This is a genomic window from Enterococcus sp. C76 (genome assembly GCF_040886985.1).
Classification (GTDB): domain Bacteria; phylum Bacillota; class Bacilli; order Lactobacillales; family Enterococcaceae; genus Enterococcus_B; species Enterococcus_B lactis.
Genome location: NZ_JBFOEY010000002.1, coordinates 1 through 19,809 on the forward strand (window position 1 = coordinate 1; position 19,809 = coordinate 19,809).

Sequence of the window (19,809 nt, forward strand, 5' to 3'; positions counted from 1 at the left end):
CGAATCAAGACGCCCTACACATTTGGTTTGTCTTACTTTGTTCAGTTTTCAAAGGTCTACTTCATCGGAAGTGTTTTTCCGATTTGTATGGTTGCCACAGCAACTTTTATATCATATCAAAGCGACAAGTGATTGTCAACTCTTTTTAAAAGTTTTTTTTCGATTTCGTTTTTCAAAATCTTTCAGCAACTCATTCATCATAACTTATCGTTTGTTATTTGTCAAGAACTTTTTTGAAGTTTTTTTCGATAGAATCAAGCTTCGTAAGCTGTTCTTTTTTAACGACTCAGTTATCTTATCATGTCATCATCAACATGTCAATAACTATTTTTCAAGTTTTTTTAATGCTGCTTTATTTGCGTATTACTTAAAACAACAAAAATGAATATATCATGTAAATTTACACATGTCAATATATTTCTCAGCCTATTTTCCCTCGTACATTTGAATTTTGACCAAATAAATCGAGCATATCTTTTATAGTAGAAAAATAAAGACAAAAAAAAGAACACATAACACACTTGATGTTAAGTGTTCGACTGTTCCAACTGTACGAAGCGCTCAGAAATTGATTAAAATAGGTAAAGACTATTTATTTAGGATAAGTTGCTCCATCAACTGCTCATTGTATCCAATAAATAGAACTTCATCGATAATGATCAACGGACGTCTGAGGAGTTTTGTATGTTGTGTACATAAAGAAATCAGTTGTTTTTTACCTACAGAGGAAAGGTCTATCGCAATGTTATGGAAAGCCTCAGACCAAGTCGCAAATAGCTGTTCTGCTTGCACTTCTTCAAAACTGCATAATTCTTCTGCTTCTTCTGTACTTAGATCGCGTTCTTCTAAGTCAACAAATTGATAAGGCAATTGATGGTATTCTAACCATTGTTTCGCCTTCAGACTGGTTACACAGTGCGCCGATCCATAGACTTTCACTTCCACGAAGACTCCCTCCCTATGAATTTAAGATGTTATTGTTTTGTAAATAGATTAGGTTTCTAGCAACACACCGAATTTCACGAGGGACAAATGACCGGATTTCATCTTCATTGAATCCGATTAGTATTCTTTTTTCATCAATCAAAATAGGTCGTCTCAATAATGAAGGATATTCTTTGAATAGGACGATCATTTGCTTTAAAGTTAATTCGTTAAAATCTATTCCCAACTTCTCGTAAATTTTCGACCGAGTGGAAATAATATCTTGAACTCCTCCTTCAGTCGCTGCTAAGATCTTTTTGATCTCACTTTCTGTTAACGGTTCGGCAAAAATATTCTTCTCTTCAAATTCAAGTTGATTCGCTTGCAACCATGCTCTTGCTTTTCTACAGGAAGTACAGCTAGGCGAAGTATATACTTTTATCATTTTCTCACTCCTTTTTAATTATAATCCAATTCTACAGCAATTTCTTTTAAAATACCAATTATTAGCTAATAAAAAAAGTCGAAAAAAATCGATTATTTGCGTTTAAATAATGAGAATTATTCTATTTATTCCCTATTTTAATAATAGTATTCTCATTTTTCAAAAATAAATAAGGGAGGTGTGACAAAAATCTTGTCACACTTCCCTTTTCCGAATAAACGGTGTTCCAGAAGTAGCTTCTTCGAAAATAAGCCGAAATTTTACAAAAATTTGAGAAGCAATTTCCGTAAATTCCTTCTTATTTCTTGAAGCTGACCACTCCTGTCACAACCTCTTTTCCATCACTTTCCTTTTTTCATACGACTACCGGTTTCTTTGACAAATCTCGATACTTTCAATTTTCTTGTATTTTTCATTTGAGGTACACATAGATACAGACGATTTCTTGCTCTAGTCATCGCAACATAAAATAGTCTTCGTTCTTCTTCTATCGTCGTCGCTGGTTCTGCTTTTATTTCATTAGAGTCAATGACTTTCTTTTCTGTTGCTCCGTTATAAGGCAAACTTCCTTCGTTACAGCCAATTAAAAAGACATTTCTGTAACTAAGACCTTTACTTTTATGAATGCTCTGGATACATAGCGCATCAAGTTTTCCTTGTCTGTAAGCAATCAAGCGGGTTTTTAATTCTTTAGCTGTTGCTTGGGTTTCTTGCGATAAGGCTTGGATACTTCTAAAAGTAGCATGTTGCTTTACTTCTTCTCGTATCCATTCTTGATCACTCTGATCGATTTCCTTAGCTATACGTGGCAGATGAAGATAGCTTTGTACAAGCGAATAGATTTTTTGATGCTGGTCTGTTTTACGCAACGCTTCCTCAAACTGGCGGATTTCTGCAGATTTGGATTTTAAATTAGGTCTTACCGACAAAATATAATCCGTAATGGCTGTATTTTGATATTTAGGAGAAAAGTATTGATCACATTCACTTTTTTTCAGATAGCAGTCTACCATCAGCTGCCGCAGCAACTGCTGATAGGCCTGATTTTTCTTTTGCGGATTCTGTGCTGTTTGCCAATGAACGATTTTTTGATAGAACTGTTGGAAAGACTTGATGCCAAAGATACCTTCATATGGACTATCTGCTTCCAGTACAAAAGGAATATTCGTTTTCAGCAGAGATTGGACAAGTTGCTGTGTTTGCGAAGCCGATCGGTATAATATAATCGATTCCTTATATTTCCCATTTTTTTGAATAAATGACTGAATTTGACTTATCAGCCACTGGCTTTCTGCTTTTGTATCTGAGAACAAATAAGCCTCCATAATGCCCGCTTCTTTTTGTGCTGGAATCATCGCCTTTGGTATCCGATCATTTTTGTTATAGCTGATCAATCTATTCGCTCCTTGGACAATAGCTGCCCGAGAGCGGTAATTAGTTAATAAGAAAAGAGTTTTAGTAGGATATTCTTTTTCAAAGTTCTTGATATATGCTGGCTCTGATCCTCTGAATCCATAGATACTTTGGTCATCATCTCCAACAACGATTAACTTGATCCCGTTTTCCTTTGTCATCCGCTTCACGATTTCCCATTGAAGTGGATTAGTATCCTGAAATTCATCAATAAATAGATAATCATATTTCTGTCCAATATAGCGCTGAATCTCGTCATTCTCCAAAGCGCTTTTCAAATTTTGGAGTACATCATTGAACTCTAACAATTGCTGCCTTCTTTTTTGTTCTTGGAGTTCTGTGAGCAATCCATACAGTCGTTCTGATATCGGTTGTCTTGTATTCTTATCAATGGAATCATATTTTTCTTTAACTAACTGGATCATTTCTTCTATTGATAGGTTCATATTCTGCCAATAGTCTAAGCGAGAAGCAATCGTTTTTTCTCCATATTGATCAAATAGATAAAGATTATATTTACGTATCAGCTGTTGCAAAACAGCATTTACTTTTTGCGCAGTATCTTTTGAAAAGTCTCCTTGTATCCCTTGCATTGCCACATCAGGGAATTTTCGACAAATCTCATTGTATATCCTGAAAAAGATACTGTGGAATGTTCCGATATGGACAGCAGTTTTCCTTTGGCTGAAATTATCTACTCGTTTTTTTAGTTCATTTGCAGCATTCCGTGTAAAAGTAATCATCAGTATGCGTTCTTCGTCTACTTGTTTTTGTGTCATCAGGTACACAGCTTTTGCACAGATTGTTTGCGTCTTGCCGCTCCCAGCTCCCGCTATGATTCGAAGATGTTTCTGCATATCGTATGTGATAGCTGCTTTTTGTTCTTGATTGAAGCGATTATAAGAACGTTTCTCCATCATTTTAAAGAAAGAGTTGTTTTCTTTGCTTTCTTTTTCCTGCATTTCTTCCTCAATAAGTCCAGGGGCTTCTCCATAAGCCGCTTCATAGGTAGCAATGATTTCTTCTTGTAGCCGAAAGACTTGTTGAAGCTTTTTATATTTGTTCTCCCAACGATTCAGTTCTTTTTGTAATCGGAGAATTTCTTTTTCATCCAACTGATTGATTTCCTTCCCATCTTTCTTCTTTGAAGTTGTTTCTTCCAATTTGATTATTTAAAATCTCGTTGTCTATTTTTTCTTTATACTAACAGACCTTTCTAAAAATGAAAATGGGGAGCGAGATGATTTTAGTTTTCTGAAAATTTTTCCTTTTTTTCAATCGTTTATGCTAAGATAAGGAAGACAAAATTATATTCATAAAAGGTGATGAAAAAAATGCAGTCTTCCTTTCACGAAGGGCGTACAATAGGTCTTTTGCTGACATTTATCGGAGGAGCAATGGACAGTTATACTTATATCCAGTATGGTGCTTTTGCCTCTGCTCAAACTGGCAATATCATCCTATCGATCATCCAAGCTTTTGACGGAGAGTGGCTAAGCGTTGGCAAAAAAGTATTGTCTACCCTTTTCTTTTTCTTAGGGATTCTTCTAACAAAGTATTTGATTGATTATTTTAGAAAAAAAGAAAAACATTTCTGGCGCTTATTTGTTCTATATTATGAAGCGGTGATTTTTTTCTTTGTCAGTTTGGCACCTGTCCATGAGCATCCCGCATTAGTAACGATTTTAATTGCTTTTACGGCCTCGATCCAGTGGGTGGCTTTTGATAAAATCAACGGGCGTGCCTACACCAATTTATTCACAACAGGAAATTTAAAAGGGGTAGCAACAAATTTATATGATTATTGTATTTCTAAAGAAAAAGCAGATTTTGATCGATTTTTCCACTATTTAACTGTCGTTCTTGCCTTTATCGCAGGGGCTATTGTCCTTGTATTCTGTCATCATTTGTTTGGCGCCCATTCGATTTTGGTCGTTTCTATTTTATTCTTGATCATGGCCCTCACTCAGACATTTCAGTTATGGCAGTTTTATCATACGAACCGTTTCACCTTTTGATTCCCCTGAATCAAAAAAACTAAGCAGGATGCTGTTCACAAAGAAATTTTGTGAGTGAGCAATTTGCTTAGTTTTTTTATTATTTAGTTGTAAAGATACCCTTTGCTTTCGGGTTATTTGTAGTGTAGCGGATCGACTGGCCATCTGCCTCTTCTGTCATTTTCTTTGCCCGCATCTTGATTTCTTGTACGATTTGTTCTCCACATGCTGGATCGGCTACGAAATCGTATTTGTCCCCATCGATTACTATTTTGGGACATATATCAAACTGTTCATACCATTCTTCATAACGTCGATTGAGTTCTTTATAGTAGGAATAGAGTTCAGGATCTTGCTCTAGCTGTTCATATTCCCGACCTCGTTTTTTGATTCTTGCTAACATAGTTTCAAAGGATACACGAATATAAACCAGTAGATCCGGTTTCTTTTGCGGCGAAATTTCTTCTAATTCCTTCAGCATCGTCTCTAAAAGACCCTCATACTGCTTTACTTCTACTTCAGAAACACGCCCTAAATCGGCATTCAGATGAAACAACATACTATCTTCGTAGATGGAGCGGTCTAGTACATTGTCATCATGGCTGAAAGCATCTTTAATCGCCAAAAAACGTTTGTTCAAAAAAAATATCTGCAATAAAAAAGTATACTTTTCCGGATTAGAATAAAACAGTGGCAATACTTCATTATCCTCCACGTTCTCATAAAAAGGTTTTGTTTCTAAATCTTGGGCAAGCATTTCAGTCAGTGTGCTTTTCCCTGCACCGATCGTTCCTGCAACAATAATCACAATTATCGGCATCCTTCCTGTAATAAAATCTGTTCTTCATTTTACTACTTCATTTATAGAAATAAAAGCCTTGACTTTATCTGCTCCTTAAAGGCTGCTTCGCCAATAGTAGCTAGAAGTCACGCCTATTCATGAAAATAAAAGAGTAGAATGGATGAACTTCTACTCTTTTATGTTCTCAACATTTTATCTGTTTTTATTCTTCTATTGTACTTGATTTGCGTACGACTAACTGCCAGTGCAGATTATGAGCGGTATCATTGTCTTCTGCTGCGCAATTCATGACACGTATCATCACGCTATTTTCATAGATTTTTTCTATTTTTCCTTTTATTGGTGATTCAAATAAATCAGATTTAAATGCATATGTTTCGCCGACTTCAAACAATTGTTCATTTTCCATAAGAATCCCTCCATCACCTTTTCTAAGGTCAGTAAATTTTTAACATAAAATACTCGAAAAAACACAAACTTGTCATAAAATGTACTTTTCGTATCAAAACTGTCACCTTTTTTGGAAAGGATTTAAAAAAATGAAGATTTTTTTAAGGAAATCATGACGGTTTTGATGTCAAAACCACTTTTTATGAAACAAAACACGTTTTTTATTTTTTTTAGCATAGAATTTGTGGTGGAGGTACGTATGAGATGAAAGATAAAGTTGTGAACAAATTATTAGAAACCTTATTCAGCGGAGACAAATCGGAAGAAGATATGGTGTATGTCCAAGTAAAATTTGCCTTAGAAGTTTTATTGAACAACCTTGGAAAACTAGCGGTCGTTCTAGTGTTTTCTCTGGTGACGGGCTCATGGGCGGAAACAGGAATCACCTTTCTTTCCTATATCTGCATCCGCAGATATGCTTATGGATTGCATTCCGACTCTGAATTCGTTTGTCTGCTGTGGACACTGCTTTATTTATGGGGCGTTCCCTTGGTGATGAAACATCTGCAATTGACTATCTCCTTCCCAATGATGGTCTTTTTGTTAATCAGCTGCTTTTTGTTACTGCTTCGCTATGGATCAAGAGGTACAGCCATCAATCCCATTGAACCCGAGAAACGTCCACCATTATTAAAGAAGGCGATCAGCATGTTTCTAATTTTTTCTCTCATCACTTTATTTTTCTCAGCTTCTTACTTTTCTACCTATTTGCTACTTGGGATTGTTTTAGAAATAGCTACGTTGCTTCCTATTACAAACTACTTGATGAATTTTGGAGGAATCTTTCATGAAAAAAACAATCATTAAACAATTAACTAACTTATCTGACTTTTTTGTATCTGGCTGCTGCTTTGGTATGAGTTCTGAATTCAAAATCCCTGAAAAATTAAAAAAATAATACGCTAATTGTGCTATAATTTGGTAAAAATCAATGGGAGCTGTACTTTATGTTTTTATGGTCCATAGCGTTGCAATATTTGATTTACACAATTTGTATCTTATTGATTGACCATCATATCCGATACAATTATCTGTTTGCAGGAGTCACTCTGATTTCTTGCGTTTTGATTGGATGGGTCTACTCAGTTTTAGGGATTTTTACTGCTCTAATTGCTATAGGAATGCTGATGCTTACTTTTTTCTTCTTTTCGACTTCGCGTCAACAATTAGTTTACGCGCTTCCTTTTGGATTATTGACGTCGCTTTTAGGAGATCATTTAACAAGCATCGGCGATTTTTTTGTTTTGAAATCTGCGGTTGTTGAACCAGGAGATTCCTTGCAGTATTTTCACATTGCCTTATCCGCTCTTTTATCTGCTTTATTAGCTTTTTGTTTTAAAAAATCGTTAGAGACTTGGTTTCACACAGTGGACCGCCGTATGATCGGTACGATTGGGACGTTGATATTATTTACATACTATATCATTATTTTTTATACCCGTTTTTCTGGTGAAACACCTGATGTCTTAGCTTTGAATACTAGTTTTTTTATTCTCTATCTGTGTGTCGGCTTGATCATCTTGGTTTATTATTGGAAAATCTCTAATAAGAAGTTAGCTGATCAGTTGTTAGAGCAACAAGTCAGGATGCAGCAGGATTATATCAAAGATCTGGAAAAAAACTATCAAGACTTGAGAGAATTCAAACATGATTACCAAAATCTGCTCTTTTCTCTTCACAGCTATATTGCAGAAGGCGACTTGGAAGGATTACGGTCGTACTACGATCAAACGATATTGCCTACACGCCAGATGATGAACCTTTTCCCGGCCAATCTAAGTATGTTGGATAATATGAAAGTTCCTGAAATACGCAGTTTGCTGTCATTAAAACTTATGATGGCACAGGAAAAAGGATTGATCGTCCAGCTTCATTTTCCTAAGCCAATCGAGTTGGATACGAAACATACGGTAAACCTTGTACGTATGCTTGGTATTATCTTGGACAATGCGATTGAAGGAGCTAGTGCTGCAAAGAAGAAAAAGATCGAATTGACAATCATCAAGAAAAATCATTCCGTGATGATTCGTGTAATCAATACAACAACCAATACATTACCGTTAAACCAGTTGAAACAAAAAGGTTTCTCAACAAAAACAAATCCAAAAAACGAAGGACTTGGCTTGTTTATCTTGGATGAATTGACAAAGACAAACCCTTATCTTTTCCTTGAAACATCAATTGAAAACCAACGTTTTTCTCAAACGATTTATATACAAATAAAATAAAGGAGTAATGATATGATTCCCATTTATATTTGTGAAGACGATCCAAAACAATTGGAAGTTTTATCAACGGTGATCAAAAACAGGATCATGATTGAAAACTTAGACAGTTATGTTCATATTTCTACCTCTGATCCGGAAGAACTTCTCAATGCGGCCAAGATCAGAACTTCTTCTTTTGGTATTTACTTTTTAGATATTGAATTAGAAGACAGTGAAATGGATGGCGTAGCGATTGGTAAATTGATCCGTGAATTAGATCCTTTAGGAAAAATCATCTACGTGACTTCTCATACGGAAATGTCGATGAAAATCTTAAAAAGCAACATTGAGCCGACTGACTATATTGTGAAAGAAGACCTTTATGATTTAAAAGAAAATGTCGAGCAGATCCTGAGCAAAATTTTTGAAGATTTTCAAATGTCCCAGATCCAAAAAGATATCTTCAAAATAGAGTTCAATGATGAGATCAAATTTTTACCGATCAAAGAAATCCAATATTTTTCTACTTCGTTAGGCGCACCACATAAATTGGAAGTTCATTTGACTCATGCTCAATTGCAATTCTACGAGAAGATCAAAGAAATCGAGAAAATGCATCGGAATTTTATTCGTTGCCATAAATCTTATGTTATCAACACACAAAACGTGCGGTCGATTAATAAAAAAACCAGAGAAGTCACGTTGGCAAACGGTGAGACTATCCCTGTCTCTATCCGTGGATTAAAAAAGTTAATTTCATAAAAAGAACCGAATAGTTTGGACCGACTAAATAATCAGCCGATCCAAACCCTTCGGTTCTTTTTGTCTCTCAGTGCAAAAGCATTTCCTGTGCAATTTCACGGCCATCCATTGTGTCTGGATAAAATGTTGGCCAATTTTCCATTTCTTTTAGCAATGCTTCTTGACTTTCATTTCCTGCATATAAATGAAAATGTTCGGAGTCAGCCGGTGCAATCGTGTGATCACTGAATTGAATATATCTAAACGCGCCACTTTCCTTATCTTTTGCTTCGAATAGATACCTTACACCACGGTTTCCTGCTTCGTAGGTCAAGATTTCTTTCCCTACATAACGATAATTTGAACGTTTCGTTGTTCCATCCTTAAACGTAAATGCCATCTCTTTCTCACCGATCTTGATTGAAGCAATATCTGTTTGATAGCCCTTCGTATAGTATTCTTTATATTCTTGTGCTGTTTTATCCTGATTCAATTTTTCTTTATATTCAAAAACAGGATCAAATGTCCCATCTTCTACATACGTATCTACTGTCTGCCAAGTTCCTGACCAATCTGAAAGAGAGCGATCTTGTACATCCTCGTCTTCGAAATAACCGTTATAGACGCTCTTTTCTTTTTTGGGGGTCAAAGTATCTTCTAACGGGTTTTCTGTCTCTGTCGTTTTTTTCAACGCTTCGAGGTTTGCTTCCATGATAGAAAGATAGTTTTCTCCATTTTCTATTTGTTCATTCGTCAACCCCTCCAAAGGATTCAATACTTCTAAAGATACACCTGCTTCGTTTGCTAACGTTCTAGCAATACTATCTTTGGCGTTTTCTTCAAAATAAATATAGTTGATCCCATGTTCTTTAACAAAGTGTTTCAGTTCAGCGATTCTCGCCGCAGACGGTTCTTCACTAGAAGAAAGACCAGCAATAGATACTTGATTCAATCCATATTCTAATGCCAGATAGTTGAATGCAGCATGTTGCGTGACAAAAGATCTTTGTTTTGCTTGCTTAAATGTTTCTTGATAAAGCTGATGGAGTGCTTGAAGTTTCTCGGTATAGGCTGCTGCATTTTTTGTCCATACTTCCTGTTTTTCTGGGTAGGCTTCAATCAGCTGATCACGTATGCTTGCTACCTGCTTGATTGCTAAACTTGGTGCTAACCATACATGCGGGTCTAACTCATGTGTATGACCTTCTTCCCCGTGTTCATGGTCATGATCATGTCCTTCTTCACTTCCCGGAAGTAAAAGCATACCTTCTGTCGCCTTTATCGTATGGACGTTGCCTTCTTGTAATGTTTTTTGGATTGCGGGGACCCATGTTTCCATGTTTTCATCATTATAAACAAAGATATCTGTATCTTGGATCTTTGCCATGTCTTTAGCAGAAGGTTCATAATCGTGGGAATCAGTCCCTGCTGGAATCAATAATTCTACTTCTCCTTCATCCCCGACGATTGCTTTTGTAAAATCATACATAGGATAAAAGGTCGTCATCACGCTCAATTTTTCTTTACTGTCCCCTGCTTCTCCACTTGCCCCGCAACCAGCTAACATACCTGTTAAAACCAGTGTAGCCAATATACCTATCAGTCGTTTCATTTATAACACTCCTTCTCATCTTCTTTCATTTGAATGTTCCGATTCGCCTCTAGCAAATCGTAATAGTTACGTTTTAGCAACAGAATTTAATTTATCATAGGGTTAAAAGAGCTGTCAAGCGTTTTCTTATTTTAATTGAGGAGAACTTTTGTATGGATGATTCACGATATTTTTTCCATCAACCTCTATCATTTTTCTTTTATCCCCTCTTTTGTCTATAATAAAGTTATAGACAAAGGAGGAAAATGAGTGAAAAAAGAAACAGATACAACGAATCGTTTGATCCGCTTTTTGGGAGGCAAAACCTCTTACTATGTTTTAGGTATGGTGATCCTGCTGGCACTGATCATTTATTTTTTCCATCAGATTTCATTTATATTCAAGCCTGTTGGGATTATTATCGCTACTATCTTGCCCCCATTATTGTTTGCGCTGATCTTATATTATCTTTTGGAACCAGTCATCAAACGTTTAAGCAAGCACCTTTCGAGGAACCTGTCAGTCATTATTGTTTATGTGATTATTTTATTTTTATTGGGGCTTGGAAGCGTATGGCTTGTTCCTTTTCTTGAAGAACAGACAAAAACATTGATTAGCAGTTTGCCAGATTTATTTCAAGATTTCCAAGAGAGTCTCCGTCAATTTTTGGAAAAAACACCTTTTGCCGATTCATTTAATCAATTTTTTACTTCTATTGATGACGTGACGTCTGATATAGCTGGCTTTATTGGAAATTATTGGGAAAGCGGCGCACAACGGATCAGCAATATTTTTTCAACTGTTACAGCTATTTTCATTACTTTATTTACTGGGCCCATTGTCACTTTTTTTCTTTTGAGAAATCCTCAAAAATTTTATCAGTCAGTTTTAGCGATTGTCCCACCAGCCTTTCGTACAGATTTTAAAAATTTGACAAAGATTGCTAATCAACAATTGGGTTCATTTCTAAAGGGGCAGATCATTGCTTCATTTATCCTTGGAGCAGTCTACTGGGTTTGTTTCTTACTGATCGGATTAGAATTTGCCAGTGTTTTAGCTATTTCTGCTGGGTTATTATGTATTATTCCATATATTGGACCGTTTATCGCTTTTTTCCCGGGTTTGATCATTGCATTCCAAGACTCTACTTTTATGGCTGTCAAATTTGTCATTGTCTGGTTTGCCGTACAACTTCTCCATGGTGACTTGGTGATTCCTCGAGTAATGGGTGATCGTTTGCAGATCCATCCGATTACGATCTTGATCGTTTTGCTTGTCATGGGTGATCTAATGGGAATTGTGGGCGTTATTTTCGGTATTCCTATCTATACGCTAGTCAAATTACTCGTTACTTTTATTTTCCGTAAATTCAAACAACGCTACAATAAATTTTATGGCGACAAAGGAGAGTATGAACACTCTTCATTTTCTGAAGAAGATTATTTTAAATAAAACACAAAACGTCGATCTCACGAGAATAGCTCGTAGGATCGGCGTTTTATACTTTTTTATTTTAGTTTTTCAGTAAAGCAATTGCCTGATATGGTTTTAGCTCCAGGTTTTGATGGAGAACAGTATCGGGATAATTATCGATAAGAATAGCGGCTTCTGTGAATCCTTCTGGAATGGTGATCCTTGTATCTTTATCATAGAAATTTGTTAATACAAGTAGCTGCTGCCCTTCAAATTGGCGAAGATAGCCATAAACTTGCGGATGATCTGCTCCATAAGCATGATAATCGCCTTGTGCAACGATTGGATATGTTTTTCTCAATCGAATCAATTTCTTATAATAGGACAAAATAGAATCCTCAGAAGATTGTTCTTTCTCTACATTGATCTCTTCTAGCTTACCTGCAACTTTTAACCAAGGTTTTCCTGTAGTAAAACCTGCTTGTTCTGCATCGGACCATTGCATGGGTGTTCGAGAGTTATCACGAGATTTTGCTTTGATTCGACGGAACGCCTCTTTTTCTGTGCATCCTTGTGCAAGGAGCAACTTGTAAGCATTCAAACTTTCTACGTCAATATAGTCGGAAATTGAGGAATAGTCTGGATCGACCATGCCGATTTCTTCTCCCATATAAATATATGGTGTTCCACGATTTAAATGGATCATGGTTGCTAGCATCTCTGCTCCTTGTTTTCGATACTGATCGATAGCTACAAACCGATTGAGCGCACGTGGCTGATCATGGTTATTAAAAAATAAAGCATTCCAGCCATTACCATCACTCATCTTTTCTCCCCAAGTATGGAACAGTCGCTTTAATTCTGCAAAATCAAATGGGGGAGTTGACCATTTATTGCCATTTTCATAGTCGACTTTCAAGTGATGAAAATTAAAGACCATTGATAATTCTTCTCTACTAGGTTCTGTATACAAGATACAATTTTCGATCGTCGTAGAGCTCATTTCACCGACTGTGATGATAGTGGAATCCGTCCCAAACGTTGCTTGGTTCAATTCTTTTAGATACGTATGGGTGATTGGTTTGTCTGTATATTCAGGTTTACCATCATTTTCTTTATTATTTTTCAATTGCTTGTCTTTACCGATAACATTGATAACATCGAAACGGAATCCTTTTACCCCTTTTTCCATCCAAAAACGAACTACTTTGAATAATTCCTCTCTTACTGCTTGGTTCCGCCAGTTCAAGTCAGCTTGTGTCTGATCATATAAGTGCAGATAATATTTGCCTGTATCTCCAAAAGGCGACCAAGCACTTCCACCAAATTTTGATACCCAGTCCGTTGGTTCTTCTCTTAAAATGAAGAAGTCCTGATAATACTGATCCCCTGCTAGTGCTTTTTTGAACCATTCATGTTCTGTCGAAACATGATTCAATACCATATCAAGCATGACTTCTATTTGGTATTCTTTTGCTTTAGCTATTAGTTGCTCGAATTCTTCCATCGTACCAAAGATAGGATCGATGGCTGTGTAATCAGAGATATCATAACCGTTGTCTTTTTGAGGACTTGGATAAATAGGATTTAGCCAGATCATATCGATCCCCAGATCATTCAAATATGGCAGTTTTTCTTTAATTCCTTTTAAATCTCCAATTCCATCACCATTACTGTCTTTGTAAGATTTGGGATAGATTTGATAAATGACTTTGTCTTTAAATGTCATGGATATTTGCCTCCATTCAACTGATTTCTTACTTATCACAACTTATATATACAAGTTATCATTTATTATTATAACTGAACCGAAAGCGTTTGTAAAATTTATCTTTATACTTCCTAAGAGGGTGTTGTCCAATAAAAAACAAGAGATCAGACATGTATTTGTCTAGTCTCTTGTTTAAAGTTTTTGTTTCTTCTATAAATGTTGTTCAAAAGCTGGCATCTACGACAATAAGTCCTTTCAAATGAAAAATATGAGGAGCTGTTTTTTGAAATTGCTCCTTGTGACTCAGAGTGAAACGGCAGACTCACAACCTCTTTCTTAAACGGTGTTCAATCAGCTGACCCTCGGTATTAGCTCAAAAAACGGCAAAATATGAGGAGCTATTTTTCCGTTTGTTTCTCTAATACTCAGGTCAAACCGCTGATTTTACAACCTCTTATACACAGTGTTCCAGAAGTAGCTTCTTCGGAAATAAGCCGAAATTTTACAAAAATTTGAGAAGCAATTTTCGTAAATTCCTTCTTATTTCTTGAAGCTGACCACTGCTGTCACAACCTCTTTCTTAAACGGTGTTCAATCAGCTGGCCTTCGGTATTAGCTCAACAAACGGCAAAATATGAGGAACTATTTTGCCGTTTGTTTCTCTAATACTCAGGTCAAACCGCTGATTTCACAACCTCTATTTTTATTCATTCGATTTCAACGCATCAATCATATCGATATGCTTTAATTTGAAATGGGTAACAATCATCACAATAACCGTGAATACGATGGTTAATCCTGCTGATAAAACATAAGCCCACCATGTAATCACTAATGGAAAGATGACATTCTCCATAGATGCTTGTTGTAAGATAAAGTCAGTCAATACATATCCTACACCAAATCCTCCAATGATCCCTAAGAGAGTAAAGATGATATTTTCTCGAACAATATACATCGTGACTTCTTTATCAAAAAATCCAAGGACTTTTATCGTAGATAATTCGCGTACACGTTCGGAAATATTGATATTAGTTAGGTTATACAAGACGATAAAAGCCAGCAATCCTGACAATACGACAAAGATTAATACAACCGAGTCTAAGTTCGCCATTGATTCTTCTTGCGTTTCGATTTGTTTGGACATGAAAGACGTATTTGTCACAGCGTCTGTAGCCAGCAGTTTCTCGGAAAGCATTTCTTCTTCTTTCGTTGTCATCTTATCTGTACGCAGCAAAAATGCATTATCCGACATCGATTGATCAGTCACTGAAGCATAATATTCAGGGGACAGATAAATAAAGCTGCCTAGATAGTTTTTCACGATTTCTTTTACTTCGACTTTCCATTCTTTTTGATTTTCATCATAAAGCGATATATGATCTCCTGTAGATAAGTCAAATAGTTCTGCTGCTTTTTGCGTAATAGCGATTCCTGCTTTAGGTAAGGAACGTGGGTTCTCTTCAAGATCTGTTAAATGGATAAAACGATCAAAATCAGCTGTTTTACTCGGTACGATCACTGTCAGACTTTGTGAAGCATGCCCTTTTTTTCTCAATTCTACGGTTTGAGTATGAATAGCTAGGATCTCATTTACTTTTTCTTGCTGCTGCAACATATCCGTTGCTTTTTGATGATTCTCTTCCGTGGATGAATCTAATGTAACGATTGCTTGATAGTCAATGATCGGTCCAAATTGTTTGGCTGAGACAGAACTTAGAGAATCTTTCAATCCCACGCCCGCAACCATCAGACCGGCACATCCAGCAATTCCGATAATCGCCATAAGCATTCTTGACTTGTATCGGAAGAGATTTCGATAACTGATTTTTTGATTAAAGCTAAGGCGTGACCACAGCGGAGTGATGTATTCAAGAAAAATACGTTTCCCTGGCTTCGGTGCTTTCGGCTGAAGCAGTGCAGCAGGCCGTTCTCTTAAATCTTTGAACAAAACAATCATTGCAGCGCCAAATGCGGCAATGAAGAATGCGGCAGCTGCTTGTAAAATAGGTGGCCAGTCATAAAAAACAAGGGCACTCCCAATGTCATATCGCTCGTTAGATAGTTCAAAAATGATCCTTGGTAAAAGATTCGTTCCTAATATCGTTCCTAAAACAATGCCTATTCCTGAGGCTAGACTTGCATAGATTGCATATTTTTTTGCGATTTCAACTTTCGTATAACCTAACGCCTTCAATGTTCCTATTTCCCTGCGGTTTTCTTCTACCATACGCGTCATTGTCGTAAAGGTGATCAATGCGGCAATAAAGAAAAAGAAAACAGGAAAAACATTGGCGATTGCTGCGATACGTTCAGCCAGATCACCAAATTCTTGAAACCCGACATTTTCTGAACGTTCATTGTATAGGTATGATGGTTTAGTTAAATTTTCAATTTTTTCTGCATTTTCGTTCCATTCTTCCTCTGCAGAAGCTAGTTCTCGTTCTTTCTCAACTAACTGCCTTTCTTGTTCAGCGAGTTGAGCTTCTTGTTGAGACAAAGTTTGTACAGCGATTGTCCGTTGCGCTTCAGGAAGCTGCTGGATAGCTGCTGACTGCTGCGCTACCTGTTTTTTAGCATCTTCTAACTGTGTTCTTCCCTGTGCTATTTGTGCTTTGCCTTCTGTTATTTTTTGCTGTGCTGGTTCTAATTCTTCGTTTGCCGATTTTTTCAGCTCTTCTAAGCGTTCTTCGGGTCGATCTTGTAAATACTTTTCTGCCTTTTCTTGATTTTGCTCCATTTTATCTTTGTAAGCTTTGCTGTACGTATTCAAATTCTTTACGTTCGTAAAATCCAGATATAAGACAGAATAAATATCCGTCTTGAAATTGGATTCAGGCAAATAGACAAAATAATCCACGCTACCATTTCCGACATTCGCGTATCCTCTCTCCAAATTGTTGATGAACAATGGAGAACGGACAAAGCCAGTGATGGTATACTCTTTTTCTTTCAATTCATCTGAATCAATCTGATAGACATCACCGATTTTATACCCTTCATTCTCCGCTTTTTCATCTAATAAAAGTTGGTTGGATTTTTCCGGGCGTTTTCCATCAATTAATTGTAGCTTGTTCTGCCTGCTATTTTTGTTATAAGAAAAGATTTGAATCACTTCATTTTTGCCAGTATTGGAATAATAGAACTGTTTCCCTGTTTCTACTTTTGCATCTGGGATCTTTTCTGCTTGAGCGATATCTTTTTGTGTCAAACCACCAGTAGAAACGATTTGCAAATCAGAAAGTCCTGCTGTATCAACATAGTGATCCATCGTTTTTTGCATGACAGGTCCAGCAGTTTTGACACCTACGAATAAAAGTGTTCCTAGCATGACAATAAGGATGATTGCAATGAACCGCCCTTTAGATTGCCGGATTTCGCGAAAACCTGCTTTAAGATATGTTTTTGTTTTCATAAAATCCTCCTACCATACAATCTCATCAATGGATGAAGGATGCTCATTCAATTCAACTGACCTTACTTTCGCATTATTGATGTGGATAACTCTGTCAGCGATGGGCGCTAAAGCAGAATTATGTGTAATGATCAAAACAGTATTGCCGTGTTGTCTGCTAGCATTTTGCAATAATTTCAATACTTGCTTTCCTGTTTCAAAATCCAGTGCACCTGTCGGCTCATCACATAAAAGCAGTTTAGGGTTTTTGGCTAATGCTCGAGCAATGGAAACCCTCTGCTGTTCGCCTCCTGATAATTGGGACGGAAAGTTATTCAATCGATGAGCTAGGCCCACTTGCGTCAATACTTCGACAGGATCAAGCGCATCAGGGGAAACTTCCGTTGCCAATTCCACATTTTCTTTTGCTGTTAGATTGGGAACGAGATTGTAGAATTGGAAGACGAACCCTACATCTGTTCGTCGGTAAGCAGTAAGCTGCTTGTCTGAAAATTGTGCAATATCTGTGTTATCAATAATGATCTGCCCTTCATCAGGTGTGTCCATCCCACCTAAAATATTAAGAATCGTTGACTTTCCCGCTCCACTAGGGCCAAGTATAATCACTAATTCGCCTTTTTCAATTGAAAAAGAAATATCGTCATTTGCTGTAATGGTCGTTTCTCCCATCTTGTATCGTTTGTATTCATTTTTTACTTCGACATACTTCACTCTGATTCCTCCATTTTCACGATATTTCTCGCTATATCTATGCATCGAATGCGTTTTCTCACACTTATTCATTTTACCATTGAATTTCTCTAGACTAAAGAAAGGAATTCTTTATTTAGTTGACAAATAAACGATTTATGATTTACTTACATAAAAAACATTGTTATTTGAAAGAAGGAACATTATGAATGATTTAAAGGAAAATATGATTTTTGATTTATCAAAAACTGCTTTTGTCGCGATCGACATGCAAAAAGGGATCGTAAATAACGGTACACTCTCTCCACACACTGCAGCATCTATTCTGACAAACAATGATTTGTTAGCAAAAACATTGAAACGTACCGCTTCCTTGAAAGTTTTAGTGAATGTAGACATCTCCACTTTCCCTTATTTGAGTCAACAAACTGATATGGGTAGAATGACTGCTGCTTCTGTACCTCCAGAATTCACTGATTTACTTTTGAAGGATTCTTTGAAAGATACAGACAATATGTTGACTATCACAAAATACAATCCAAGTGCTTTTTTTGGTACTTCTCTTGATCTTCAACTTCGCCGTCGTGGAATCGAAACCATCATTTTAAGCGGTGTAGCGACAACAAACGGTGTATATGCTACTGCATTAGATGCCTTTCAACACGGGTACCATGTCGTGCTTGCTGAAGATGCTTGTAGTGATCGCGACAAAGAATCGCATCAATTGTTCATAAAAAAGATATTTCCGAAAACTGCACGAGTACGTTCAACGAAACAAATAATCGAAGCGATCCAACAAAGCAAATAGGGTACTAGCGTATGTGATTTTCATTTACTTCTTTTTGATTTCATGGGAAAATAACCACAGGATTTAGATAGGAGTATGAACATGGTGAAAAAAAAGATCACAATCAAAGAAGTCGCTAAACTTTCCGGTGTTTCAATCACAACTGTCTCCTTGATATTAAATGGAAATACGGAGAAATTCAGTCCGAAAACCGTTCAGAAAGTTTTAGCTGCTAAAGAAGAATTAGGCTATCAACCTGATTATTTTGCTAGACAAATGATTACCAAGGAAACGAAAACGATTGGCGTACTCGTTCCTGATATCACGAATCCATTCTTCAGTACATTGATGCGAGGAATTGAAGATATCTTGTACAATCAGAACTTCGTCACGATATTATGTAATGCTGATTCTGATCATCAAAAAGAAATCGAGTACCTAGCCGAGCTCACACGTCGAGGTGTGGATGGATTCATTATTGCGACTTCTGCTGTGTCTACGAATGCAATCAACGAAAATTTGAAAAAACAAGGCCGGCCCTTCATTGTTTTGGATCAAAAAAAATCTGAAGGATTTAGTGATGCCGTACGAACAGACGATTTTCGCGGTGGTTATCTGGCAGGTATGCACCTACTTAGTCTAGGACATCAAACGATCGCCCTTGTCTATCCTGAAAATCTGCCAGAAAATGTCCACGCTCGGATTGATGGGTTTAAATCTGCTCTTGATGTTTACCAAATCCCTCATGACCGACTGATCCTCTTGCCTACACAGTTCTCAAAACAAGGCGGCTACCAAATCACAGCCAAACTTCTTGATTCTGCTGCAACTGGTGTGTTTGCTTTAAATGATGAATTAGCTTTTGGATTATATCGCGGATTAGAGGAAGCTGGAAAAAGCATCCCAGAAGACTATAGCATTATTGGCTATGATAATATAGATATGTGCGAATATATCAAGCCAAAACTGACGACAATCGCACAACCAATCTTCGAATTGGGGCAAACATCTGCCCAATTATTGTTAGATCGAATCCAATTCCCAGAAAAAGAGTGGGAAGAAAAACGGCTACCTGTACGACTAGAAAAAAGATTTTCGACTGCACCCTTGAAATAGCTTTCAAGGTGTGCTATATTTTTATCGAACTATTAAAACGTTTTACTAAAACGTTTTAAAAAATAATTCTTCCCATCAAAATAAATGAGATAGTTGGAGGTTTGTGA

General features: G+C 36.7%; 16 protein-coding genes. 7 read left to right on the plus strand and 9 right to left on the minus strand.

Features of this window, described 5'->3' with window-relative positions:
• Positions 1-588: 588 nt before the first annotated feature.
• The 3 genes from AB3I00_RS02510 to AB3I00_RS02520 all read right to left on the minus strand — a co-directional run bounded on the left by AB3I00_RS02510 (position 589) and on the right by AB3I00_RS02520 (position 3,897).
• Positions 589-945 carry a Spx/MgsR family RNA polymerase-binding regulatory protein gene (locus AB3I00_RS02510; RefSeq protein ID WP_002315910.1) on the minus strand — a complete coding sequence of 119 codons (357 nt, stop codon included), beginning with the start codon at positions 943-945 and terminating at the stop codon, positions 589-591.
• Between the two features lie 13 nt (positions 946-958).
• Positions 959-1,369, minus strand: coding sequence for a Spx/MgsR family RNA polymerase-binding regulatory protein (locus AB3I00_RS02515; RefSeq protein WP_002286258.1), 411 nt, complete (start codon positions 1,367-1,369; stop codon positions 959-961).
• Between the two features lie 341 nt (positions 1,370-1,710).
• A complete protein-coding gene (locus tag AB3I00_RS02520) occupies positions 1,711-3,897 on the minus strand; it encodes an ATP-dependent helicase (RefSeq protein ID WP_368024725.1) in 2,187 nt (728 codons plus the stop codon).
• Between the two features lie 219 nt (positions 3,898-4,116).
• On the opposite strand from AB3I00_RS02520, the gene AB3I00_RS02525 reads away from it, so the two are divergent.
• A complete protein-coding gene (locus AB3I00_RS02525) occupies positions 4,117-4,800 on the plus strand; it encodes a YoaK family protein (protein ID WP_368024726.1) in 684 nt (227 codons plus the stop codon).
• A 79-nt stretch (positions 4,801-4,879) separates the two neighbouring features.
• Here AB3I00_RS02525 and AB3I00_RS02530 read toward each other — a convergent pair whose 3' ends face one another.
• Both AB3I00_RS02530 and AB3I00_RS02535 read right to left on the minus strand, forming a co-directional pair.
• Positions 4,880-5,599 (minus strand): deoxynucleoside kinase, encoded by a 720-nt coding sequence (locus tag AB3I00_RS02530; protein ID WP_016853096.1) that lies wholly within the window; start codon positions 5,597-5,599, stop codon positions 4,880-4,882.
• Between the two features lie 184 nt (positions 5,600-5,783).
• Positions 5,784-5,990, minus strand: coding sequence for a hypothetical protein (locus tag AB3I00_RS02535; RefSeq protein ID WP_002293266.1), 207 nt, complete (start codon positions 5,988-5,990; stop codon positions 5,784-5,786).
• Positions 5,991-6,235: 245 nt separating this feature from the next.
• Here AB3I00_RS02535 and AB3I00_RS02540 point away from each other — a divergent pair, with 245 nt between their 5' ends.
• The 3 genes from AB3I00_RS02540 to AB3I00_RS02550 all read left to right on the plus strand — a co-directional run bounded on the left by AB3I00_RS02540 (position 6,236) and on the right by AB3I00_RS02550 (position 9,000).
• Positions 6,236-6,838 (plus strand): accessory gene regulator B family protein, encoded by a 603-nt coding sequence (locus AB3I00_RS02540; RefSeq protein WP_002293263.1) that lies wholly within the window; start codon positions 6,236-6,238, stop codon positions 6,836-6,838.
• A gap of 140 nt (positions 6,839-6,978) precedes the next feature.
• A complete protein-coding gene (locus tag AB3I00_RS02545; RefSeq protein WP_002373258.1) occupies positions 6,979-8,259 on the plus strand; it encodes an ATP-binding protein in 1,281 nt (426 codons plus the stop codon).
• Between the two features lie 12 nt (positions 8,260-8,271).
• Positions 8,272-9,000 (plus strand): LytTR family DNA-binding domain-containing protein, encoded by a 729-nt coding sequence (locus tag AB3I00_RS02550; RefSeq protein WP_002293258.1) that lies wholly within the window; start codon positions 8,272-8,274, stop codon positions 8,998-9,000.
• A gap of 67 nt (positions 9,001-9,067) precedes the next feature.
• Here AB3I00_RS02550 and AB3I00_RS02555 read toward each other — a convergent pair whose 3' ends face one another.
• Positions 9,068-10,591, minus strand: coding sequence for a zinc ABC transporter substrate-binding protein AdcA (locus AB3I00_RS02555; protein WP_368024727.1), 1,524 nt, complete (start codon positions 10,589-10,591; stop codon positions 9,068-9,070).
• 249 nt (positions 10,592-10,840) lie between these two features.
• On the opposite strand from AB3I00_RS02555, the gene AB3I00_RS02560 reads away from it, so the two are divergent.
• Positions 10,841-12,022 (plus strand): AI-2E family transporter, encoded by a 1,182-nt coding sequence (locus AB3I00_RS02560; RefSeq protein WP_002293256.1) that lies wholly within the window; start codon positions 10,841-10,843, stop codon positions 12,020-12,022.
• Positions 12,023-12,083: 61 nt separating this feature from the next.
• Here the strand turns inward: AB3I00_RS02560 and treC are convergent, their stop codons facing one another.
• The 3 genes from treC to AB3I00_RS02575 all read right to left on the minus strand — a co-directional run bounded on the left by treC (position 12,084) and on the right by AB3I00_RS02575 (position 17,820).
• Positions 12,084-13,712 (minus strand): alpha,alpha-phosphotrehalase, encoded by a 1,629-nt coding sequence (gene treC / locus AB3I00_RS02565; protein ID WP_368024728.1) that lies wholly within the window; start codon positions 13,710-13,712, stop codon positions 12,084-12,086.
• A 685-nt stretch (positions 13,713-14,397) separates the two neighbouring features.
• Positions 14,398-17,109, minus strand: a complete 2,712-nt coding sequence (locus AB3I00_RS02570) for an FtsX-like permease family protein (protein WP_368024729.1) — start codon at positions 17,107-17,109, stop codon at positions 14,398-14,400.
• Positions 17,110-17,118: 9 nt separating this feature from the next.
• On the minus strand, positions 17,119-17,820 hold the full coding sequence (locus AB3I00_RS02575) for an ABC transporter ATP-binding protein (RefSeq protein WP_368024730.1): 702 nt from the start codon (positions 17,818-17,820) through the stop codon (positions 17,119-17,121).
• Between the two features lie 184 nt (positions 17,821-18,004).
• Between AB3I00_RS02575 and AB3I00_RS02580 the strand changes: the two genes are divergently transcribed.
• Together AB3I00_RS02580 and AB3I00_RS02585 are read left to right on the plus strand one after the other, a co-directional pair.
• Positions 18,005-18,607, plus strand: coding sequence for a cysteine hydrolase (locus AB3I00_RS02580; protein ID WP_086286207.1), 603 nt, complete (start codon positions 18,005-18,007; stop codon positions 18,605-18,607).
• A gap of 81 nt (positions 18,608-18,688) precedes the next feature.
• Positions 18,689-19,702, plus strand: coding sequence for a ribose utilization transcriptional repressor RbsR (locus tag AB3I00_RS02585; RefSeq protein WP_002293245.1), 1,014 nt, complete (start codon positions 18,689-18,691; stop codon positions 19,700-19,702).
• Positions 19,703-19,809 lie beyond the last annotated feature (107 nt).

Excerpts from the sequence above, each read along its gene's own strand:
- AB3I00_RS02515 (WP_002286258.1), bottom strand. The coding sequence starts at position 1,369 with ATGATAAAAGTATATACTTCGCCTAGCTGTACTTCCTGTAGAAAAGCA.
- AB3I00_RS02525 (WP_368024726.1), top strand. The coding sequence starts at position 4,117 with ATGCAGTCTTCCTTTCACGAAGGGCGTACAATAGGTCTTTTGCTGACA.
- AB3I00_RS02530 (WP_016853096.1), bottom strand. The coding sequence starts at position 5,599 with ATGCCGATAATTGTGATTATTGTTGCAGGAACGATCGGTGCAGGGAAA.
- AB3I00_RS02535 (WP_002293266.1), bottom strand. The coding sequence starts at position 5,990 with ATGGAAAATGAACAATTGTTTGAAGTCGGCGAAACATATGCATTTAAA.
- AB3I00_RS02540 (WP_002293263.1), top strand. The coding sequence starts at position 6,236 with ATGAAAGATAAAGTTGTGAACAAATTATTAGAAACCTTATTCAGCGGA.
- AB3I00_RS02545 (WP_002373258.1), top strand. The coding sequence starts at position 6,979 with ATGTTTTTATGGTCCATAGCGTTGCAATATTTGATTTACACAATTTGT.
- AB3I00_RS02550 (WP_002293258.1), top strand. The coding sequence starts at position 8,272 with ATGATTCCCATTTATATTTGTGAAGACGATCCAAAACAATTGGAAGTT.
- AB3I00_RS02555 (WP_368024727.1), bottom strand. The coding sequence starts at position 10,591 with ATGAAACGACTGATAGGTATATTGGCTACACTGGTTTTAACAGGTATG.
- treC (WP_368024728.1), bottom strand. The coding sequence starts at position 13,712 with ATGACATTTAAAGACAAAGTCATTTATCAAATCTATCCCAAATCTTAC.
- AB3I00_RS02570 (WP_368024729.1), bottom strand. The coding sequence starts at position 17,109 with ATGAAAACAAAAACATATCTTAAAGCAGGTTTTCGCGAAATCCGGCAA.
- AB3I00_RS02580 (WP_086286207.1), top strand. The coding sequence starts at position 18,005 with ATGAATGATTTAAAGGAAAATATGATTTTTGATTTATCAAAAACTGCT.
- AB3I00_RS02585 (WP_002293245.1), top strand. The coding sequence starts at position 18,689 with ATGGTGAAAAAAAAGATCACAATCAAAGAAGTCGCTAAACTTTCCGGT.